Source organism: Pseudomonas sp. RA_5y_Pfl1_P24 (genome assembly GCF_963970945.1).
GTDB classification, from domain to species: domain Bacteria; phylum Pseudomonadota; class Gammaproteobacteria; order Pseudomonadales; family Pseudomonadaceae; genus Aquipseudomonas; species Aquipseudomonas tritici.
On record NZ_CAXAOJ010000006.1, the window covers coordinates 262,274 to 281,925 of the forward strand.

The 19,652-nt window shown below is 60.9% G+C and carries 21 protein-coding genes; 7 read left to right on the forward strand and 14 right to left on the reverse strand.

Annotation, left to right across the window (positions count from 1 at the left end; all coding sequences use genetic code 11):
* Positions 1 to 120: 120 nt before the first annotated feature.
* Positions 121 to 1,371 carry an OprD family porin gene (locus AACY30_RS12320; RefSeq protein WP_339540395.1) on the forward strand — a complete coding sequence of 417 codons (1,251 nt, stop codon included), beginning with the start codon at positions 121 to 123 and terminating at the stop codon, positions 1,369 to 1,371.
* Positions 1,372 to 1,590: 219 nt separating this feature from the next.
* Complete coding sequence (locus AACY30_RS12325; protein WP_339540396.1) at positions 1,591 to 2,490, forward strand: polysaccharide deacetylase family protein; 900 nt, start codon at positions 1,591 to 1,593, stop codon at positions 2,488 to 2,490.
* 48 nt (positions 2,491 to 2,538) lie between these two features.
* Here the strand turns inward: AACY30_RS12325 and pcaC are convergent, their stop codons facing one another.
* The 11 genes from pcaC to pcaR form a co-directional block, all read right to left on the reverse strand.
* Positions 2,539 to 2,937 (reverse strand): 4-carboxymuconolactone decarboxylase, encoded by a 399-nt coding sequence (gene pcaC / locus AACY30_RS12330; RefSeq protein WP_339415002.1) that lies wholly within the window; start codon positions 2,935 to 2,937, stop codon positions 2,539 to 2,541.
* A gap of 17 nt (positions 2,938 to 2,954) precedes the next feature.
* On the reverse strand, positions 2,955 to 3,758 hold the full coding sequence (gene pcaD, locus AACY30_RS12335; protein WP_339469537.1) for a 3-oxoadipate enol-lactonase: 804 nt from the start codon (positions 3,756 to 3,758) through the stop codon (positions 2,955 to 2,957).
* A 10-nt stretch (positions 3,759 to 3,768) separates the two neighbouring features.
* Positions 3,769 to 5,124, reverse strand: coding sequence for a 3-carboxy-cis,cis-muconate cycloisomerase (locus AACY30_RS12340; protein ID WP_339540397.1), 1,356 nt, complete (start codon positions 5,122 to 5,124; stop codon positions 3,769 to 3,771).
* A gap of 10 nt (positions 5,125 to 5,134) precedes the next feature.
* Complete coding sequence (locus AACY30_RS12345; protein ID WP_339415005.1) at positions 5,135 to 6,430, reverse strand: MFS family transporter; 1,296 nt, start codon at positions 6,428 to 6,430, stop codon at positions 5,135 to 5,137.
* 168 nt (positions 6,431 to 6,598) lie between these two features.
* A complete protein-coding gene (pcaG, locus tag AACY30_RS12350; protein ID WP_339469534.1) occupies positions 6,599 to 7,165 on the reverse strand; it encodes a protocatechuate 3,4-dioxygenase subunit alpha in 567 nt (188 codons plus the stop codon).
* A gap of 1 nt (position 7,166) precedes the next feature.
* Positions 7,167 to 7,871, reverse strand: coding sequence for a protocatechuate 3,4-dioxygenase subunit beta (pcaH, locus tag AACY30_RS12355; RefSeq protein ID WP_339469532.1), 705 nt, complete (start codon positions 7,869 to 7,871; stop codon positions 7,167 to 7,169).
* A 17-nt stretch (positions 7,872 to 7,888) separates the two neighbouring features.
* Positions 7,889 to 9,091 carry a 3-oxoadipyl-CoA thiolase gene (pcaF, locus tag AACY30_RS12360; RefSeq protein WP_339469593.1) on the reverse strand — a complete coding sequence of 401 codons (1,203 nt, stop codon included), beginning with the start codon at positions 9,089 to 9,091 and terminating at the stop codon, positions 7,889 to 7,891.
* A complete protein-coding gene (locus tag AACY30_RS12365; protein WP_339415008.1) occupies positions 9,088 to 9,867 on the reverse strand; it encodes a CoA-transferase subunit beta in 780 nt (259 codons plus the stop codon). The genes pcaF and AACY30_RS12365 overlap by 4 nt, the downstream gene beginning before the upstream one ends.
* Positions 9,867 to 10,724 (reverse strand): CoA transferase subunit A, encoded by an 858-nt coding sequence (locus AACY30_RS12370; RefSeq protein WP_339415009.1) that lies wholly within the window; start codon positions 10,722 to 10,724, stop codon positions 9,867 to 9,869. The genes AACY30_RS12365 and AACY30_RS12370 overlap by 1 nt, the downstream gene beginning before the upstream one ends.
* A gap of 186 nt (positions 10,725 to 10,910) precedes the next feature.
* Positions 10,911 to 12,251 (reverse strand): MFS transporter, encoded by a 1,341-nt coding sequence (locus AACY30_RS12375; protein WP_339469531.1) that lies wholly within the window; start codon positions 12,249 to 12,251, stop codon positions 10,911 to 10,913.
* Between the two features lie 142 nt (positions 12,252 to 12,393).
* Entirely contained in the window at positions 12,394 to 13,236 is an 843-nt protein-coding gene (gene pcaR, locus AACY30_RS12380) for a pca regulon transcriptional regulator PcaR (protein WP_314564805.1), read from the reverse strand.
* A 557-nt stretch (positions 13,237 to 13,793) separates the two neighbouring features.
* Between pcaR and AACY30_RS12385 the strand changes: the two genes are divergently transcribed.
* Complete coding sequence (locus AACY30_RS12385) at positions 13,794 to 13,994, forward strand: hypothetical protein (RefSeq protein WP_003189295.1); 201 nt, start codon at positions 13,794 to 13,796, stop codon at positions 13,992 to 13,994.
* Between the two features lie 314 nt (positions 13,995 to 14,308).
* Positions 14,309 to 15,784, forward strand: coding sequence for an inorganic phosphate transporter (locus tag AACY30_RS12390; protein WP_049709598.1), 1,476 nt, complete (start codon positions 14,309 to 14,311; stop codon positions 15,782 to 15,784).
* A gap of 162 nt (positions 15,785 to 15,946) precedes the next feature.
* On the opposite strand, the gene ccoM is transcribed toward AACY30_RS12390, so the two are convergent.
* Positions 15,947 to 16,063 (reverse strand): cytochrome c oxidase subunit CcoM, encoded by a 117-nt coding sequence (gene ccoM / locus AACY30_RS12395; protein WP_305884516.1) that lies wholly within the window; start codon positions 16,061 to 16,063, stop codon positions 15,947 to 15,949.
* Positions 16,064 to 16,206: 143 nt separating this feature from the next.
* Positions 16,207 to 16,368, reverse strand: a complete 162-nt coding sequence (locus AACY30_RS12400; RefSeq protein WP_017137225.1) for a hypothetical protein — start codon at positions 16,366 to 16,368, stop codon at positions 16,207 to 16,209.
* A 130-nt stretch (positions 16,369 to 16,498) separates the two neighbouring features.
* On the opposite strand from AACY30_RS12400, the gene AACY30_RS12405 reads away from it, so the two are divergent.
* The 3 genes from AACY30_RS12405 (at position 16,499) to AACY30_RS12415 (ending at position 19,104) form a co-directional block, all read left to right on the forward strand.
* The gene (locus AACY30_RS12405; protein WP_339540398.1) at positions 16,499 to 17,365 is read left to right on the forward strand and encodes a LysR substrate-binding domain-containing protein; all 867 of its coding nucleotides are present in this window, start codon (positions 16,499 to 16,501) and stop codon (positions 17,363 to 17,365) included.
* 90 nt (positions 17,366 to 17,455) lie between these two features.
* Positions 17,456 to 17,926 (forward strand): RidA family protein, encoded by a 471-nt coding sequence (locus AACY30_RS12410; protein ID WP_339540399.1) that lies wholly within the window; start codon positions 17,456 to 17,458, stop codon positions 17,924 to 17,926.
* On the forward strand, positions 17,923 to 19,104 hold the full coding sequence (locus AACY30_RS12415) for an aminotransferase class V-fold PLP-dependent enzyme (RefSeq protein ID WP_339540400.1): 1,182 nt from the start codon (positions 17,923 to 17,925) through the stop codon (positions 19,102 to 19,104). Before AACY30_RS12410 ends, AACY30_RS12415 begins: the two co-directional genes overlap by 4 nt.
* On the opposite strand, the gene AACY30_RS12420 is transcribed toward AACY30_RS12415, so the two are convergent.
* Positions 19,101 to 19,442 (reverse strand): aspartate-semialdehyde dehydrogenase, encoded by a 342-nt coding sequence (locus tag AACY30_RS12420; RefSeq protein WP_339435920.1) that lies wholly within the window; start codon positions 19,440 to 19,442, stop codon positions 19,101 to 19,103. The two genes, AACY30_RS12415 and AACY30_RS12420, sit on opposite strands and share 4 nt — an antisense overlap.
* Between the last annotated feature and the right edge of the window lie 210 nt (positions 19,443 to 19,652).

Consider the following 19,652-nt stretch of genomic DNA (forward strand, 5'->3'; position numbering starts at 1 on the left):
CCCGCCAACTTGCGTTCGATCATCGCCCACAACCCGTCCTCCCCCAATTGAATCGCCCCCGCACCGCCCCGCACCATGGCCGCCACCTGCATAAACCCAATAACAACAGGCCCTTACGCCATGAGCACTTTCCACCCGCGCCAGCTCCTGCTGGCAACCGCTGTCGCCAGTCTTGCCCTGCCCGTTGTCGCCGAAGAACACGGCTTTCTCGAAGACGCCAGCGCCAACCTCAACCTGCGTAACTTCTTCTTCAACCGCAACTTCACCAACCCCACCAAAACACAGGGCGGTGCGCAGGAGTGGACGCAGAGTTTCATCCTCGACGCCAAGTCCGGCTTTACCCAGGGCACCGTGGGGTTTGGCGTGGATGTGCTGGGGCTGTATTCGTTGAAGCTGGACGGTGGGCGCGGTACCGGCGGTACGCAGCTGTTGCCGTTGGACCATGATGGCCGCCCTGCGGATGAATTCGGGCGCCTTGGTGTAGCGTTCAAGGCGCGCATTTCCAAGACCGAAGTGAAGGTCGGCGAATGGATGCCGGTGCTGCCTATCCTGCGCTCGGACGATGGTCGCTCCCTGCCGCAAACCTTGCGCGGCGGGCAGATCACCTCCAGGGAAATCGACGGCCTGACCCTCTACGGCGGCCAGTTCCGCGCCAACAGCCCGCGTGACGACAGCAGCATGACCGACATGTCGATGGCCGGTAAAACCGCGTTCACTTCCGACCGTTTCAACTTCCAGGGCGGCGAGTACGCGTTCAATGACAAACGCACGCAGATCGGCCTGTGGAACGCGCAGCTCAAGGACATCTACAGCCAGCAGTTCGTTAACCTGACCCACAGCCAGCCGTTGGGCGACTGGACCCTGGGCGCCAACCTTGGCTTTTTCTATGGCAAGGACGACGGCAGCGCCCGCGCAGGCGAGCTGGACAACAAGACCTGGTCCGGCCTGTTCTCGGCCAAGTACGGCGGCAACACCTTCTATGTCGGCCTGCAAAAACTCACCGGCGACAGCGCCTGGATGCGCGTCAACGGCACCAGCGGCGGCACCCTGGCCAACGACAGCTACAACTCGAGCTACGACAACGCCCAAGAGAAATCCTGGCAGGTGCGTCACGACTACAACTTCGCCACCCTCGGCGTGCCCGGGCTGACCCTGATGAATCGCTATATCAGCGGCAGCAATGTGCACACCGGGACGATCACTGATGGCAAGGAATGGGGCCGCGAAAGCGAATTGGGCTACACCGTGCAAAGCGGCGCCGCGAAAAACCTGACAGTGCGCCTGCGCAATTCGAGCATGCGGCGTGACTACAGCAACAATGAGTTTGATGAGAATCGGTTGATCATCAGCTATCCGATCAGTCTGCTGTAAACCCGAATGACATGTATCGGGGAACGATCTGACGTGTCCGACCAATTCCAAGAGACAGGGTCAGCACCTGGCTCCGCGAAAAGGACAATACCTGGACTGACGCCGATCAACGCTCGCCTGTCAGACTGTAACCTCACACAGCCGATCTTGCTGTATCGTGCGCGCCTGCCGCTGCTGATCCCACCCAACAGCGGCCTTCTATTTGAGCCCGCGCCCGCCATGAAATCCTTCGCCATCGCATCCGCCATGCTAGCCCTGGCCCTGAGCCTCAGCGGCTGCATCGGCGCCCCCATCGCCCTCACACCGCAGACCGAACAACGCCTGCAAGCTCAGGCGCCGATCCGCTTTCTACTGACCTTCGATGACGGCCCCAGCGCATCGGGCTACAACAACCCGAGCCGTTCGGTGGTGGCCGACCTGGCGCAGAACCCGGTATTGCCGGGGATCAAGGCGGTGTTTTTCCTGCAAACCGAAGCAGCCCGCTCCGGTGGCAGTTCGCGGGGCCGCAAGACGATGGAGCGTGAGTACGCGGGCGGGCATATCCTGGCCTTCCACACGGCCACGGCGTTTCATACCAACCATCGTTGGCTGAATGACGCGACACTTGAAAGCACCCTCACCCAGGGCGCCGCCGACATTGCCGCCATCACCGGTGCACCGCCCACGCTGGTACGTCCACCGTTCTGGAACTACGACCGCCGCACCTTCGCCGCCTACAAGCGCCATGGCATGCACGTGTTGTTGACCGACCTGAGCGCCAATGACGGCAAGATCTGGGGCTTCAATGGCAGCCCACGGCGCCGGGCGAATGTGTATCGGCAACTGTCGGTGGTGCGCGAGCGCATCGCATTGGGGCAACTGCCGACCGTGGACGGCGTGATACCGGTGGTGGTGACGTTCCACGACATCAACCGCTATACCGCGATCCATATGCAGGAGTACTTGCAGATCCTGCTGGACAGCGCTCGCGTCACTGGCCTGAAGACGGCCGCTGCGCCGTTCTACACCGACACCGCGCAGCTTCAGCGCGCGGCGTTGGCAAGGACCGTGAAGGATGTGAGTGAAGAGGTGCATCTGCCGGGTGTGTGGAACTGGGTGTGGGATGCGGATTCCCACTGATTCCCGGTGCGATGGAGGCCAGCGCCCACATTTGATCGTATTTCAGGTTCAGTCTTGCTCGCGCGACTCCACCCCCAGCTCATCCCACACCGACTCAGCCAAATGGAACGTCGCATTCGCCGCCGGAATCCCGCAGTAGATCGCGCTCTGCATCAGCACTTCCTTGATCTCGGCGCGGGTCACGCCATTGCTGGCCGCGGCGCGCAGGTGCAGCTTGAGTTCTTCGCTGCGGTTCATGCCGATCAGCATGGCGATGGTGATCAGGCTGCGGGTGTGCCGAGGCAGGCCGGGACGGGTCCAGATATCACCCCAGGCATGGCGGGTGATCATTTCCTGGAACTCACTGTTGAACTCGGTCAGGGCATTGAGGCTGCGGTCGACATGGGCATCACCCAGCACTTCGCGACGCACTTGCAGGCCTTCGGCATAACGTTGTTTCTCGTCCACAAAAAACTCCTGATTCACTAGGAAACGCGATCTGTAGTGCGTAAAAATTCGATAACGCGCTCGCTGAACGCAGCACCGGCCTGGACGTTGGACAAATGCGCCGCGTAGAACTCTGCGTACTCGGCACCCTGCACATGGTTCTGGATAAAGTGGCTGCCCGCAGGCGGTGTGACTGCGTCTTCAGTGCCGGTAATCGCCAGGGTCGGCACTTTGATCAAGGCCAGTTGGTCGCGAAAATCCGCATCCCGCACCGCTGCGCAGTTGGCGGCGTAACCCTCAGGCGAGGTCGCCGCAAGCATGTCGGTAATCTGCCGGGCCTGGTGCGGGTTGGCCGCCGCAAAGTCGGCGGTAAACCAGCGCGCAATCGACGCATCGCGCAGGGCCACCATCGCCGCTGCGCCATCGCGCAGCACCCTCTCTATGCGTGGGTTCCAAACGTCGGGCGTGCCGATCTTGGCCGCAGTGTTGCACAGCACCAGGCGGTGCAGGCGGCCGCCCGCATTGATGCCCAGCCACTGGCCGATCAAGCCGCCCATGGACAAGCCGCAGAAATGTGCGCGTTGGATGGCCAGTGCGTCGAGCAGCGCGATCACGTCGCGACCGAGTTGCTCGATGCTGTAGGGCCCAGGACTGACCAAGGATTTGCCATGGCCACGGGTGTCAAAACGCAGCACGCGAAAATGTTTGGTGAAGACCGGGATCTGGATGTCCCACATGTGCAGGTCGGTGCCCAATGAGTTGGAAAGCACCAACACTGGCGCGTCCACAGGCCCGTCCAATTTGTAATGCAGTTCGCCCTCGGCGAGTTGTAAAAATGCCACGGTGGTCTCCTCAAGCAAAGTGTTCGGCTACAGCGCGGGTGACCCAGGTGCGGGCCTGGCCCAGGTAATGGGCGGGATCAAGCAAGCGGTCCAGCTCAGCCGCTGACAGCTCGGCGGTGACTTGCGGCTCATCCGCCAATACCGCGCGCAGATGCCGGCCTTCTGCGGCGGCGCGTTTGCAGCATTGCTCCAGCAGATGGTGTGCAGTTTCACGGCCCAGGCGCTGGGCGAGCACGATGCTGACGGCTTCGGCCAGCACCAGGCCTTGGGTCAGGTCGAGGTTGTGCGCCATGCGTTGCGGGTCGACTTCCAACCCTTCGCTCACCAGCAAGGCCTGTTGCAACGCGCCGGAGACCAACCGGCAAATCTCCGGCAAGGTTTCCCATTCGGCATGCCACAGGCCCAGGCTGCGCTCGTGCTCCTGGGGCATGGCACCGAACATTGTCGCCACCAACCCGGGCACACGGGTCGCGGCGCTGATCAGCACTGCGGCGCCCACCGGGTTGCGCTTGTGCGGCATGGTCGATGAGCTGCCTTTGCCCGGCGCGGAGGGCTCAAAGAGCTCCGCCGCTTCGGTTTGCATCAGCAGGCTGATATCGCGGCCCAGTTTGCCGAGGCTGCCAGCGATCAGGCCAAGCACGCTCGCGAATTCCACCAGACGATCCCGTTGGGTGTGCCAGGGCTGTTCGGGCAAGGTCAGTTGCAGCTCTATTGCCAGCGCCTCGGCCACCGGCATGGCCTGTTCGCCCAGCGCTGCGAGGGTTCCGGAGGCACCGCCGAATTGCAGCACCAGCAAGCGCGGTTTCAGTTCGGCGAGACGTTGCCGACTGCGCGTGACTGCCCCCAGCCAACCGGCGATTTTCATCCCCAGGGTCACCGGCGTCGCATGCTGCAACCAGGTCCGCCCAGCGAGTGGCAAGGCCGCATAGCGCTGGGCCTGGGTGGCAAGAATGTCGCCCAGGCGCGCCAGGTCCGTTTCGATCAACGCCATGGCCTGGCGCAGTTGCAGCACCAGCCCGGTGTCCATCACATCCTGGCTCGTCGCGCCCAGGTGCACATAACGTTCGGCGCCGGGGTCTTCAGCGGCAATCAACTTGCCCAATGCCTTCACCAACGGAATCGCCGAATTCCCCGCCGTGGCAATCGCCACGCCGAGGGCATCGACGTCATACAGCGACGCCAGGCACGCCTGGGCGATCGGTGCGACCGCGGCCTGGGGGATCAAACCGACCCGAGCCTCGGCCCGGGCCAACCCCGCCTCAAAATCCAGCATGCCCTGCAAACGTCCCCTGTCGCAGAACACCTCGGCCATGCTGTCCGCCGTGAAATAAGCGTCGAACAATTGATTGCTCGTGCGCAGCGTCATAGCTCATCCCTTAAAGATCGTGATGCAAGTACTCCGCCTGTTTAGGCAGGCGCAAGCTGAACAGGAAAGCCACTGCCATCATGCCGGTGACGTACCAGTAAAAAGTGTTTTCCATGCCCATGGATTTCAGGCCCAAGGCCACGTATTCCGCCGAACCGCCGAAGATCGCATTGGCCACCGCATAGGCCAGGCCCACACCCAATGCACGTACGTGCGGTGGGAACATTTCCGCTTTCACCAGGCCGCTGATAGAGGTATAGAAGCTGACAATGGCCAGCGCCAGGGAGATCAGCACAAAAGCCAGGAACGGGCTGGTCACGGTTTTCAGGGTCAGCAGGATCGGTACCGTGCACAGGGTGCCGAGGGCACCGAACCAGAGCATCGAGTTACGCCGGCCGATCTTGTCCGAAAGCATGCCGAACAGTGGCTGCATGCACATGTACACGAACAGCGCGCCGGTCATGATGTAGCTGGCGGTCTTGGCATGCATCCCGGCAGTGTTCACCAGGTACTTCTGCATGTAGGTGGTAAAGGTGTAGAAAATCAGCGAGCCGCCGGCGGTATAGCCGAGCACGGTGATAAACGCCGCCTTATGGTTGCGGAACAGCGCGGCGATGCTGCCGGCGTCCTTGTCCTGGCGCATTTCCTTACTGGCGGTTTCCTTCAGGGTGCGACGCAGCAGCAGCGAGATCATCGCCGCCACCGCGCCGATCACGAACGGAATCCGCCAGCCCCAGGCGCGCAATTCGTCTTCGGTGAGGATCTGTTGCAGGATCACCACCACCAGCACAGCCAGCAATTGCCCGCCGATCAGGGTTACGTACTGGAACGAGGCGAAGAAACCGCGCTGGCCCTTGAGCGCGACTTCACTCATATAGGTCGCGGTGGTGCCGTATTCGCCACCCACTGACAAGCCTTGGAAAAGTCGTGCCGCCAACAGCAACGCCGGGGCCCAGGCGCCGATGTCTTTGTAAGTCGGCAGGAAGGCAATGACCAGCGAGCCGGCGCACATCATCAGCACCGAGATCATCATCGAGTTCTTACGGCCGTGCTTGTCGGCCACCCTACCAAACAGCCAGCCGCCGATCGGCCGCATCAGGAACCCGGCGGCGAACACACCCGCAGTGTTGAGCAGTTGGACCGTGGGGTCGTCCGACGGGAAAAACGCTGGGGCGAAGTAGATGGCGCAGAAGGCGTAGACGTAGAAGTCGAACCATTCGACGAGGTTGCCGGACGAAGCACCGACAATCGCAAAAATCCGTTTGCTGCGTTCTTCTCCGGTGTAGTGACTGGTGGTTGTTGTCATGTTTTTTTCACTCAGTGGGAACGGTTATAGCCTAGACATACTTTGCAACAACCATGTTCCGCATTTGAAGCAGTTACAAGTTTCGAGCGGCAAGCTGCAAGAGAAGAGCGACAGCGATCGCCTGCTTTTCCTTGTAGCTTGCCGCTTGAAACTTGCCGCTGCTACCGATCAATAATCGAAGAACACCGTTTCCTTATTCGTCCCCTGCAACACCACATTCCACTGATGCACACCCGCCGCATCCGGCTTGGCAATCAAGGTGCTACGCCGCTCCGCCGGCACACACGCCAGCAACGGGTCATCCCCATTCATCGGCTCACCGTCAAAATAAATCCGCGTCAGCAGATGCTTCACCAACCCTCGCGCAAACACCAGCACCACCAAATGCGGCGCCTGAGTCGTGCCCTTCAACCCCGGCACGGCGCCCGGCTTGATGGTGGTAAAGCGAAATCGCCCTTCTGCATCCACCGGCACCCGGCCGAAACCTTCGAAGTTCGGGTCCAGCGCTTTGTCCTGCTCATCTTCGGGGTGGTCATATTTGCCGGCGGCGTTGGCCTGCCAGACTTCAAGCATGGCGTCGTTGACGACATCGCCGTTGCCATCCACCACTTGCCCGCTGATCGCCACACGCTCGCCAAGGGTGGCGGCCACGGTCAGGTCTTCGCGGTTCAGCCAGGTCAGGCCAATGTGGTAATAAGGCCCAACGGTGTGGGACGTGGTCGCGTTGAGTGTCATCTTATTTCTCCATCGGCGTGGCGTCGCGGCCGCGAAGGACAATGTCCCAACGGTAGCCGAGGGCGTAGTGCGGGACGGTTTTTTCCAGGTCGAAACGGGCGATCAGGCGTTCCTTGGCCGAGGTATCCGGCACGCAGTTGTAGATCGGGTCGTATTCCAACAGCGGGTCGCCGGGGAAGTACATCTGCGTGACCAGGCGCGTCAGCACACTCGGGCCAAACAGCGAAAAGTGGATATGCGCCGGGCGCCAGGCGTTGTGGTGATTGCCCCATGGGTAGGCACCGGGCTTGATGGTCTGGAACTGGTACCCGCCGTCAGCGTCGGTCACGGTGCGACCGGTGCCGGTGAAATTCGGGTCCAGCGGTGCATCGTGCAGGTCGCGTTTGTGGTTGTAGCGGCCGGCGGCGTTAGCCTGCCAGATTTCCACAAGAATGCCCGGCACCGGCAGGCCATTCTCGTCCAGCACGCGGCCGTGAATGATGATGCGCTCGCCCTGGGGCTCGCCCTCATGCTGGGCAGTGAGGTCATTGTCCTTCTCATTGATCCGCTCGGCGCCGATGGTCGGGCCGGTGATTTCCGACAAAGAGTGTGGCAAGAACACCAACGGCTGGGACGGCGAGCGCAGGTTTGTCGACTGGTAGGCCGGGTGCAGGTAATCAGGTTGGGTGCCCGCTTGCGGGCGTCGGTATCCGGGCTTGTCACTCATGGAACAATCCTCTCGTGTTAGATGCGTTCAATCGCCAGGGCCAAGCCTTGTCCGACGCCCACGCACATGGTCGCCAGGCCTTTGCGGCCGCCGGTTTTTTCGAGTTGATGCAAGGCGGTCAGCACCAGCCGCGCGCCACTCATGCCCAACGGGTGGCCGAGGGCGATGGCACCACCATTCGGGTTGACCTGCGGCGCATCGTCGGCGATGCCCAGTTCACGCAGCACCGCCAGGCCTTGGCTGGCGAAGGCTTCGTTGAGTTCGATCACATCAAAGTCGGTGACCGCCAGGCCCAGCCGCTCCACCAGTTTGCGCACCGCCGGCACCGGGCCGATGCCCATCACGCGCGGTGCGACGCCAGCGCTGGCCATGCCCAACACGCGGGCGCGGGCGGTCAAGCCGTGTTTCTTGACGGCGTCGGCGGAGGCCAGGATCAACGCTGCCGCACCGTCATTCACACCCGAGGCATTGCCAGCGGTGACGGTTTTGTCAGGGCCGTTGACCGGTTTGAGTTTGGCCAGGGTTTCCAGCGTGGTGTCACGTGGATGTTCATCCTGCTCGACAACCGTCTCGCCTTTTTTATGGGCGACCCGCACCGGCACGATTTCTTCGGCGAAGAATCCAGCGGCTTGCGCGGCAGCGGTGCGTTGCTGACTGCGCAGGGCGAAGGCGTCCTGGTCGGCGCGGGATACGTGGTAATCGTCGGCGACGTTATCGGCGGTCTGCGGCATGGCATCCACGCCGTACTGGGCCTTCATCAACGGGTTGATAAAGCGCCAGCCGATGGTGGTGTCTTCCAGCTTCATGTTGCGCGAAAACGCCGCGTCGGCCTTGCCCATCACGAACGGCGCACGGGACATCGACTCGACGCCACCGGCAATCGCCAGCTCCATTTCACCGCTGGCAATGGCGCGGAAGGCCGTGCCGATGGCGTCCATGCCCGAGGCGCACAAGCGGTTGAGCGTCACGCCTGGAATGCTCTCCGGCAGGCCCGCCAGCAACAGCGCCATGCGTGCCACGTTACGATTGTCTTCGCCGGCCTGGTTGGCACAACCGAGGAACACCTCATCAACCGCACTCCAATCCACCGAAGGGTTGCGCTCGATCAGCGCTTTGATCGGCAACGCCGCCAAATCATCGGCACGCACGGTGGACAAGCCACCGCCGAAACGGCCGATGGGGGTACGAATGGCGTCACAGATAAATACGTCGCGCATCAGGCTTCTCCCGGCGCTTGGCCATGGGCCGCCGCGGTACGTGCTTCAAGGTCACGCAAAGCGGTCAGCTCTACATCGGTCGGTTCAGCGGTGGTGTCGACCTTGTCGGCAAATCGAATCGCCCAACCGGTCGCCGCCACTACCTGTTCACGGGTAACACCGGGGTGCAGCGCGGTAACCACGAATTCGTGGGTGCCCTCTTCAGGCTCCATAATGCACAGATCGGTAATAATCCCTACCGGTCCCGCGCCTGGCAGGCCCAGGCGTTTGCGCGAGTCGCCGCCTTCGCCGTGGCCGACCGAGGTGATGAAGTCCAGCTTGTCGACAAACGAACGCGCCGACTGTTTGAGGATGATCAGCACGCTCTTGGCGGAACCGGCGATCTCCGGCGCGCCACCGGCACCCGGCAGGCGCACTTTGGGCTGGTGGTAGTCACCGACCACGGTGGTATTGATATTGCCGAAACGGTCGACCTGGGCCGCACCAAGAAAGCCCACGTCAATGCGCCCGCCCTGCAGCCAATAGCGAAAGATCTCACCGGTCGGCACCACGGTGTCAGCGGTTTCCGCCAGCTCGCCGTCGCCGATGGACAGCGGCAATACGCTGGGCTTGGCGCCAATCGGGCCGGACTCGTAGATCAGCACCACATCCGGGGACGAGGTCAGGCGCGCCAGGTTGGCCGCCTTCGACGGCAGGCCGATGCCAACAAAGCAGACGGAGCCGTTCTTGAGGCGCCGCGCGGCGGCGACGGTCATCATTTCATGGGTCGAGTAAGCCATTACTTGGCCTCCTGCGCGGCGGCCAGCTTGGCCTGGAATTCAGTGAAATCGGCAGTGCCATGGATGTATTCGTCAATCCAGGCGGTAAAGGTCCCACGGTCGCGTGCGATTGGGTCCCACGCCTGATAGAAGCGGTTATCCCGCTCGTTGTAACCATGGGCGTAGGAAGGGTGGGCGCCACCGGGCACATGGCACACCGCAGTCAGGGCCCAGGTCGGCAACACGCAGCTGTTCATCGGCGCGTTGAGGTCATCGACGATTTCCTCGACGGTGACGATGCAACGCTTGGCCGCCAGTGCCGCTTCCTTCTGCACGCCAAGAATGCCCCAGAGCAACACGTTGCCCTTGCGGTCGGCTTTTTGCGCATGGATCACGGTGACATCCGGACGCACCGACGGCACCGCAGCGAGCACTTCGCCGGTGAACGGACAGGTCACGGTCTTGATCAGCGGGTTGACCTTGGGCAAGTCGGAACCGGCGTAGGCACGCAGTACCGCGAAGGGTAGGCCGGAAGCACCGGCGACGTAGGCATTGGCCAGGTCGGCGTGGCTGTGCTCTTCGATCTCCAGCGGTTGCGGCCATTGCTTCTCGACCGCATCGCGCAGGCGATGCAGGGAGCCAACGCCCGGGTTGCCGCCCCAGGAAAAAATCAGCTTGCGGGCGCAACCGGCACCGATCAACTGGTCGTAGACCAGGTCAGGCGTCATACGCACCAGCGTCAGGTCTTTCTTACCCTGACGAATGATTTCATGACCCGCTGCCGTAGGGATCAGATGAGTGAAGCCTTCCAGAGCGACGGTGTCGCCGTCGTTCACAAATTGCTTCACCGCGTCACGCAGCGCGAGGATTTCAGCCATGGGGTTCGGGCTCCCAGTGTGGATCGAAAAAGGCGCTGAGGTGGCGCCGAAGTGCTTGAAGATTAAGCTGGGGAAATGGGCCAAACAATCCGATAATCGACTAAGCGTTCGATTATCGAACATATTGTTGCCTTGCTAATCATCTGAAGGGACTCGGTCAATGTGGGAGCTGGCTTGCAACACGCATCAGGTCGCGTCGGCGTGGCTGACCATGCCTTTGATCACCACGGCGGCCGTCGCCAATGCAGCCGGAATCACCAGCGCGGTAAGCACCTGCTCGAAGTTCCAACCCAAGCCAAGCAAGGTGGCGCCCATCCAAGCGCCGAGGATCGCGCCGAAGCGGCCGATGCCGAGCATCCACGACACGCCGGTGGCGCGCCCCTGGGTCGGGTAGAAGCGTGCGGCCAGGGACGGCATTGCCGACTGCGCACCGTTGACGCACATCCCGGCGATCAGCACCAAGGTCGCCAGCACGGTGATATTGCCCAGGCTCTGCCCTACCGCGTAGGCAAACACCCCGGCCAGCAAGTAGAAAATGCCGATGACCTTGTGAGGGTTGAACCGGTCCATCGCCCACCCCACGCCCACCGCGCTCAACACACCACCAAACTGGAACAAGGCGCCGATAAACGCGGCCTGTTCCATGCTGGCGCCGCTGTCGCGCATGAGCGTCGGGAGCCAACTGGTGAGCAGGTACACGATCACCAGGCCCATGAAGTAGGTGAGCCACAGCAATAACGTACCAACGCTGTAGGTGCCGGAAAAAATCACCGCGAACACGTTGCGCGCCTTGACGGTTTTTTGTTCAGGCACGCTGAAGCGGGTGGCCTGGGCAACCATTGAAGGCTCGATGGGTGACAAGGTTTTGCGCACCTTGTCAGAGCCGCGATTGCGCACCACCAGAAAACGCGCCGACTCCGGCAGCCACACGAACAACACCACCGCCAGGATCAACGGCAGGATGCCGCCGATCAGCAGCAGGCTGTGCCAACCGAACGCCGGGATCAGCTTGGCCGAAATAAACCCGCCGCCGGCCATGCCCAGGTTGAAGCCGCAGAACATGCTGGTCACCAGCAGCGACTTAAGGCGTTCCGGGGTGTATTCGGACAGCAGCGTGGTGGCATTCGGCATGCCGGCCCCCAGGCCCAGCCCGGTGAGAAAGCGCAGCACCAGCAACTGATCAACGTTGGCGCTGTAGGCAGACGCCAGGCTGAACGCACCAAACACCAACACCGCGCCAACCAGCACCACCTTGCGCCCGAAGCGATCCGCCAGCGGGCCGGAGCCGAGCGCGCCGAAGACCATTCCGATCAACGCGGCGCTCATCACCGGGCCGAGGCTGGCGCGGTCGATGCCCCAATCCTGGGACAGCGCAGGCGCGATAAAGCCCATGGCGGCCGTGTCGAGGCCATCAAGGAAGACAATCAGGAAACACAGGATCACCACGCGCCACTGATAGCGTGACAGTGGTTGGGTGTTGATGAAGGACTGGACGTCCAGCGTGGTACCGACAGAGGGCTGAGTCATTATTGTTATTTCCACACCGATGGCGGGCTGACGACCTGGGGTCGTCGTTATTATTTGGCGCTGACAGCGCTGCCGCACCTTAATAAGCCTGAGGAAACACCGTCAATTGATCAAACCAGGATCTGTGCGGTCACCGAACAGCTTAGGCAAACAGCTGCGCACTCAGCTCGCAGCTGGCACTCAGCATGCTCGGCAAGAAGCGCTGTTCCAGCTCGGCGCGGCTGACCCGTCCGGCGTGGGTGCTGACGTTCAGCGCGGCCAACACTTGGCCCGAGGCGTCATACACCGGCACGGCGATGGAACGCAGGCCTTGCTCAAGCTCTTGGTCGACGATGCACCAGCCCTGTTGACGCACTTGCTGCAGACATTCGAACAAGGCCTGCGGCGTGGTCAAGGTGCGGCTGGTCTTGGTTTGCAGGTCGGCGTGGTCGAGATAATCCTGCAGCGAGGCGTCGTCCAGCGCCGCGAGCAATATGCGGCCCATGGAGGTGCAATAGGCCGGCAACCGCCCACCCACCGACAGGTCCACGGAAATCAGGCGCTGGGTGGTGGCCGAACGGGCGATATAGAGGATGTCGTCGCCTTCGAGGGTGGCCATGTTGCAGGCTTCGTGAAGCTGCTCACTCATGCGGTCCAGGTACGGTTGGGCCGAGACCGCCAGTGGCGTGGACGACAGGTAGGCATGGCCCAGGGTCAGGACTTTGGGCAGCAGCGAATAGGTACGCCCGTCGGTGGTGGCGTAACCGAGCTTGATCAAGGTGTGCAGGCAACGGCGCACGGCGGCGCGGGGGATCTCGGTGCGATGACTGATCTGGGCGATGGTGAGATGGCGCTTGCGCTCCTGGAACGCTTGCACCACCGCCAGGCCACGGGCGAGGGAGGTCATGAAGTCCGGATCACCGGTGAACGCCTGGATACGCTTGGCCGGGGACGCAACGATCGGCGGCGCCACTGACGCGAAAGAGTTGCGCAATTGATCGTTCATGTCGGGGTCCTTACTCTTATTGTCAACCGCAGGGGAGGTTTGGCTGCTATTACAAGTCGCGTCGGCCGCGTGCACAAGGCGAGGCCGAGAACATTGTGCGATTATCGGACAGTCATTCGATTATCGCAATCTGCTGGCGCCCTCCCCTGGCCAGCCAGCGGAACGCAGTAAAATGAAGTCAGACTTAATAAGGTCTGAAGTTGGGTTAATTTTATGACGCCAGAATTCACGAAATTAGCGACACACCCGTGTAACAAAATGCTCACACAAAGTTGACGCTTTTTAACTTTATGCCGATAGTGTTATTCAAATGCACCGCTATAATGCACCCTCTGTACAGGTCTGCCCGGTTTACTCTCGAAAGCAGCGCTCGCCAGGTGATGCACGCTGTGCATTGACGACCGCAACTACCTGCTTTGAATGACTGCACTAACAGTGTGGCCGCCCGTCCCTATTTCAAACTCGGACATTTTCACGGTTCAACTTGGAAGACGCCAGGAACGGCATTCAGGCATAACGCTGCAACGTATTTACACTCAACTTAATTAGGTAACGATGTGACGAAAGATGAACTGCGCGCGGAACTTGAGCGCCAGGAGCAACGTTACAAGGACGTTTACGGCGGGGAAGTCACCACCTACGCCGCCCAGCCTGAGCCTGAACGCAAACCCTGGCGCAAGCGAGCCAGTCTCCTCGACCAGGCGTTTGCCCAAGAAATCCAAAAGATTGAACAGGAACTCAAAACCGAAGAGCCATAAGCGATTCGGTTTGGCACTCAAGGTTCTGGCCTCGGTTGCTGGCATATAGCTAGCATCCGGCCACCTTGCATTGCACCACCAGCGGTAAAATTTCATACAAATGTTTCAGACGTGACGTTTTTGTGACAGCCCCCTACCCCGCAACCCCTCTGCTTTATGAATCAAAGACTTGCCAAAGCCCCGAAATTCCTGGGATGCGCACCCTAGCGCCGGTTTTTTTCAAGGAAGATTGTTACCGATGAGCAGCTAGTGCATCGATTACTGAGGTTTTCTGGCATAATCGCGCCCCCTTACGACCGGGTCAGAAAACCTTCATGATCGATTTATTCAGCGGACTGGATGCTTGGGTTCTAGTGAGCCTGCTGCTCGCCCTGGCCTTTGTCCTCGCCTTCGAGTTCATCAATGGCTTTCATGACACCGCTAACGCGGTGGCCACAGTCATCTATACCAAAGCCATGCCGCCGCACCTGGCCGTGTTCTTCTCCGGGGTGTTCAACTTCCTCGGCGTGTTGCTCGGTGGTGTCGGTGTCGCCTACGCCATCGTGCATTTGCTGCCGGTGGAGTTGCTGATTAATGTGAACACCGGCCATGGATTGGCGATGGTCTTCTCTTTATTGGCTGCGGCGATCACCTGGAACCTGGGCACCTGGTACTTCGGTATTCCCGCGTCCAGCTCCCACACCCTGATCGGCTCGATCCTTGGTGTCGGCCTGGCCAATGCGCTGATCAACGACATCCCCCTGGCTGACGGTGTGAATTGGCAGAAGGCGATCGATATCGGCGCCTCCCTGGTGTTCTCGCCGATGGCCGGCTTTCTGGTCGCAGCCCTTGTGCTGATTGGCCTGAAGTGGTGGCGCCCGCTGTCGAAGATGCACAAGACCCCGGACCAGCGCCGCAAACTTGATGACAAGAAGCACCCGCCGTTCTGGAACCGCTTGGTATTGGTAATTTCTGCCATGGCGGTGAGCTTCGTGCACGGCTCCAACGACGGTCAGAAAGGTATCGGCCTGATCATGCTGGTGCTGATCGGCATCGTGCCCGCGCAGTTTGTACTCGACCTGGGCAGCACCACTTACCAGATCGAGCGGACCCGCGACGCGACCTTGCACCTGAACCAGTTCTACCAGCGCAACCACGAGACTCTGGGTGAATTCCTGGCCTTGGGTAAAAGCGTGAAGGATGACCTGCCGGGCAAGTTCCGTTGTAACCCGCAGCAGACCGAGCCGACCATCAACGCGCTGCTAGGTACTTTGAAAGGTGTCTCCGACTACCATTCGCTGACCGCCGATCACCGCATTGAAGTGCGCCGCTACCTGCTCTGCCTGGACGATACCGCAAAGAAAGTCGGCAAATTGCCAGGTCTGCCGGCGCGTGAGAAGTCCGACCTCGACAAGCTGCGCAAAGACCTGACCGCCACCACCGAATACGCGCCGTTCTGGGTCATCCTCGCCGTGGCACTGGCCTTGGGCCTGGGCACCATGGTGGGCTGGAAACGTGTGGTACTGACCATCGGCGAGAAGATCGGCAAGCAGGGTATGACCTATGCCCAAGGCATGTCGGCACAGATCACCACCGCGACCATGATTGGCTTTGCCAACATCTTCGCGCTGCCAGTGTCCACTACCCACGTGCTCTCTTCGGGCGTGGCCGGCACCATGGTCGCGAACAAAAGCGGCCTGCAAGGCGGCACCGTCAAAACCATCCTGATGGCCTGGGTATTGACTCTGCCGGCAACCGTGGGCTTGTCGGCCGGGTTGTTCTGGCTGGCCTCCTGGGCACTCGGTAGCTGATAGCCTAGCAGCCATAAAAAAGGTGCGATCCGCGAGGGTCGCACCTTTTTTTATGCCCCGACTCCATACCCACAGTTGATCTTCAGCGATCAAATAACAGGCAAAAAAAGGGCGACCGAAGTCGCCCAAAATGCCTTGCGTGCTCATGTAACCCGGAAAAACCTATGATTTTTTACGCTTGTTCGCGTCTTTCCAGATAAAAAATCCAAACCCTACAAAAAACATCACCATGAGGCTCACTGTCAGCACTCCGGCAAACACCACATTATCGAAAAACATGACCGGCCTCCTGCACTTGCCCTGTTGCGATAGGGCTAAGTTAATGGAGAAGGCGGATTGAAAAATTGACGGGGATCAATGTCGCCCACGACGGGGCGTAAAGAAGGGAAATAACTGACCTGCATCAACGGATGCAGGCTGTTTCAACGCTTTTTGGGCTTGTTCTTAGGTTTCTTCTTCACTTTGCCGAGCGGCATTGCCTGTTCAAACGCTTGGCGTACTTCATTCAAGCGCTTGTCATTGAGGTCGTGCACCCGCTTGGCGCGTTCGGCATTCAGGTCGATCAGTTTGTCGTCTTCACTCATGGCTTGGCTTACGTGGTGGCTAGAATGGCTCAATAATGCGGCCTCCCCCGCCCAACGGCAAATCAGCGGGCGACAAAAGGCAGGCCATCCCACAAAATCGGTACTTTCCCCTATCAGGAGACGCACTCAAGTGGCACTGCACAAGGACCTTCCGCCGTTGCTGGCGCTGCGCGCCTTTGAAGCCGTGGCGCGGCATTTGAGTTTTATCAAGGCCGCGAACGAGTTGTCGGTGACCCAGAGCGCCCTGAGTCATCAAGTACAGAAACTTGAGCAACACTTGGGCAAACCGTTGTTTATCCGACGCACGCGCGCGATTGACCTGACTGCCGACGGCCAACGTTACTACGACGAAATCAGCCCGGCCCTTGGCGCCATTGCCGCCGCTACCCGTGCCCAACGCGTGCCCCCTAGCGCCACGGTATTGCGCATCGGCTTGCTGGCCTCCTTTGCCACCCTGTGGCTGGCACCACGCCTGGCCGGTTTTCTCAACCGCTACGCGCACATCCAAGTGGAGTTGTTGCCGGCGATCCAGCTGGCGAACGTCGCAGCCGCCGAGGTCGACCTTGCCATCCGCTATGGCAAGGGCGATTGGCCCGATGTACAGGCCACGCGACTGATGCCGGAAATCCTCTCCCCGGTGTGCAGCCCGGCGTTCAAGGCCCGGCGTGACGGCCCGCTGCTGATGGCCACTTCGCACCGCCCGTTTGAATGGACCGATTGGTCTGAGCATTACCACGTCGACCTCGCCAACCGCCCCCGTGTGATGCTGCACGACTACAACATCGTGGTTGAAGCCGCTGTGGCTGGCCAAGGCATCGCCATGGGCCGTCATCGCCTGATCGAGCGCAAGCTCCTGGACGGCAGCCTGGTACAAGCCTTCGATTGGCCGCCCTATCACAGCGACATTGGCTACTGGCTCATCGCCCCGCAGGGCACGACGAGTGAAGCAGCCGCATGTTTCAGCCAGTGGCTGAAGGAAACCTGCGCCGACGCGTGAGTGATTTCGATACGTCGCGTGAGATCTATCCGTTTGTCGCCTATCTGAGCAACCAACATGCTGAAACCTTCTGACTCAAGAGGATTCATCATGAGCGACTCCATCCGCCAACGCGTGCAAGCTCTCGGTCTCACGCTGCCCGTCCCCAGCCAACCGGCTGCCAACTACATCAGCCACGTCATCAGCCAGAACCAGTTGTTCATCTCCGGGCAAATTCCACTGGTGGACGGTAAACCTGCCTACGTGGGCCGGCTGGGTGAATCCTTGAGTGACGAAGAAGGCGCACAAGCGGCGGAACTCGCCGCGTTGAGCCTGCTGGCGCAGTTGAACGATGCGCTGGGTGATGACCTGTCACGCCTGATGCGCACGCTGCGCCTGGGCGTTTTTATCGCCAGCCACGCTGATTTCACGCAACAGAGCGTGGTCGCCAATGGTGCCTCCAACCTATTGGTCAACGCCCTCGGCGAAAAAGGTCGGCATGTGCGTACCGCCGTGGGCGTTTCCAGCCTTCCGGCCGGCGTGGCGGTGGAGGTTGATGCGATTTTTGAATTGCGCCCATGAGCCCGCGCGAAATCCAACAGTTGCGGGATACAACACCAGGCTGCCAGTCCGGCATCGTGCATTTCAACCATGCCGGCGCCTCACTGCCCAGCCAGGCGACCCTCGACGCAATCATCGCGCAGCTGCAACGCGAAGCCCGCGACGGTCCGATGGAGGCCGGCGAACACGGCGAGGTGCTGCTAGAAAAAGCCCGCAGCGCCGCCGGGCAGTTACTCAATGCGCCGGCGTCCTCAATTGCCTTTGCCAGCAGCGGCTCGACCGCCTGGAGCATGGCCTTCCAGGCCTTGGGCCGCTGGCAGCCCGGCGACCGCATTCTGGTGGGCCGTCACGAGTGGGGCGGTAACCTGGCGAGCATGGAACTGGCCGTGCAAGCCGGAGCACGGATCGAAGTCATCCCCTGCGATGACAGTGGCGCGGCCTGCCCAGTGGCGCTGGCATCAATGATCGATGCCCATGTGAAGTTGATCGACCTCACTTGGCTGCCGGCCAACGGTGGCCTGATCAACCCCGCCCAGGCCATCGGCGAGGTCGCCAGGCGCCACGCCATCCCCTATTTCATCGACGCCGGCCAAGCCGTCGGCCAGATGCCAGTAGATGTGCAGGCGCTGCAGTGTGATGTGCTCAAGTCGGCCGGTCGAAAACACCTGCGCGGGCCACGTGGTACAGCGCTGTTGTATGTGCGCCCGGCGTTTCTCGAGCGATTGAAGCCTGCTCAGCGTGACGTGTTTTCAGCGCCATGGACCACCCAGGGGTTCGACCTGCGCAACGATGCCCGCCGCTTTGAAACCAGCGAGACGTCGTTTGCCTTGCTGGCCGGGCTGGGCAATGCGTTGCAAGAGATGAATCGACTGGGCATCGAGCGCGTCTGGGAGCAAGTGTCGCAGACCAGTGAGCGAATTCGCGAAGCATTGCGTGAGATGCCGGGCATCTCCCTGCATGACTTGGGCGCCCGTCAATCAGGCTTGATCGCTTTCAACCTGGCCGGTTGGGACGCCTTCGAACTCAAACGGCGCCTGGGCTTGAAGCGCATCAATATCGGCGCTAACGGCGTGGCGTATACCCCGCTGGATATGCAAGCGCGAGGCCTGCAAAGCGTGGCGCGGATTTCAGTCAGCCCGCTCAACAACGAGGACGATATCGTGTTGCTGTCAGCGGCCTTACGCGAGTTGCGCGACTAAACCTCGACATCGACCCACAGGCCCTGGCGCGGCGCGTCTTCGATCAGTGGAATCACCGGCACGGTGTTGTCGGCGTTGAGCACATCCCCCGGAATGGCCAGGTGCTGCTCTGGATCTTCATCGGCTTCACGCCGGCGCTTCTGTTGTTCCTGCTGGCGGCGTTGTTCTTCGCGCAGCAAAAACGCCGAAGTCTCGGCGTCGCCCTTTTTCAGGTCGATGGTGCTCTCATTGGAGCTCGGCTGAACGGGCACCACGGGCGGGATATCCGGCTTCTGGCGCACCGGATCAAGTTGTGACGTCACCGGCACAACGCTGACGGGCAACATGGGTGGCAGCATAATGATTACTCTCCTGATCAACAGGCTGTCGGCGGGTTGCAGGGTGACTTGAGCAGAAGCTCGCCAGGCTGTGACCCAGTCGACACTGGCAAGTGCCCGCCACCCGTCGATTCAGCGCTGAATGCGTCCACCAAACGCAGTAGTTTTTGTCAGAGTCCTTTGGATGAGGGCCTTGTTCCGTTAAGATAGTCGGCTTTTTCACGGCGGGAG

Excerpts from the sequence above, each read along its gene's own strand:
- AACY30_RS12370 (WP_339415009.1), bottom strand. The coding sequence starts at position 10,724 with ATGGCTGAAATCCTCGCGCTGCGTGACGCGGTGAAGCAATTTGTGAAC.
- AACY30_RS12415 (WP_339540400.1), top strand. The coding sequence starts at position 17,923 with ATGAGCCCGCGCGAAATCCAACAGTTGCGGGATACAACACCAGGCTGC.
- pcaR (WP_314564805.1), bottom strand. The coding sequence starts at position 13,236 with ATGAACGATCAATTGCGCAACTCTTTCGCGTCAGTGGCGCCGCCGATC.
- AACY30_RS12345 (WP_339415005.1), bottom strand. The coding sequence starts at position 6,430 with ATGACAACAACCACCAGTCACTACACCGGAGAAGAACGCAGCAAACGG.
- AACY30_RS12325 (WP_339540396.1), top strand. The coding sequence starts at position 1,591 with ATGAAATCCTTCGCCATCGCATCCGCCATGCTAGCCCTGGCCCTGAGC.
- pcaG (WP_339469534.1), bottom strand. The coding sequence starts at position 7,165 with ATGACACTCAACGCGACCACGTCCCACACCGTTGGGCCTTATTACCAC.
- AACY30_RS12340 (WP_339540397.1), bottom strand. The coding sequence starts at position 5,124 with ATGACGCTGCGCACGAGCAATCAATTGTTCGACGCTTATTTCACGGCG.
- AACY30_RS12375 (WP_339469531.1), bottom strand. The coding sequence starts at position 12,251 with ATGACTCAGCCCTCTGTCGGTACCACGCTGGACGTCCAGTCCTTCATC.
- AACY30_RS12400 (WP_017137225.1), bottom strand. The coding sequence starts at position 16,368 with ATGAGTGAAGACGACAAACTGATCGACCTGAATGCCGAACGCGCCAAG.
- pcaH (WP_339469532.1), bottom strand. The coding sequence starts at position 7,871 with ATGAGTGACAAGCCCGGATACCGACGCCCGCAAGCGGGCACCCAACCT.
- AACY30_RS12390 (WP_049709598.1), top strand. The coding sequence starts at position 14,309 with ATGATCGATTTATTCAGCGGACTGGATGCTTGGGTTCTAGTGAGCCTG.
- AACY30_RS12365 (WP_339415008.1), bottom strand. The coding sequence starts at position 9,867 with ATGGCTTACTCGACCCATGAAATGATGACCGTCGCCGCCGCGCGGCGC.
- AACY30_RS12420 (WP_339435920.1), bottom strand. The coding sequence starts at position 19,442 with ATGCTGCCACCCATGTTGCCCGTCAGCGTTGTGCCGGTGACGTCACAA.
- AACY30_RS12410 (WP_339540399.1), top strand. The coding sequence starts at position 17,456 with ATGAGCGACTCCATCCGCCAACGCGTGCAAGCTCTCGGTCTCACGCTG.
- ccoM (WP_305884516.1), bottom strand. The coding sequence starts at position 16,063 with ATGTTTTTCGATAATGTGGTGTTTGCCGGAGTGCTGACAGTGAGCCTC.
- AACY30_RS12320 (WP_339540395.1), top strand. The coding sequence starts at position 121 with ATGAGCACTTTCCACCCGCGCCAGCTCCTGCTGGCAACCGCTGTCGCC.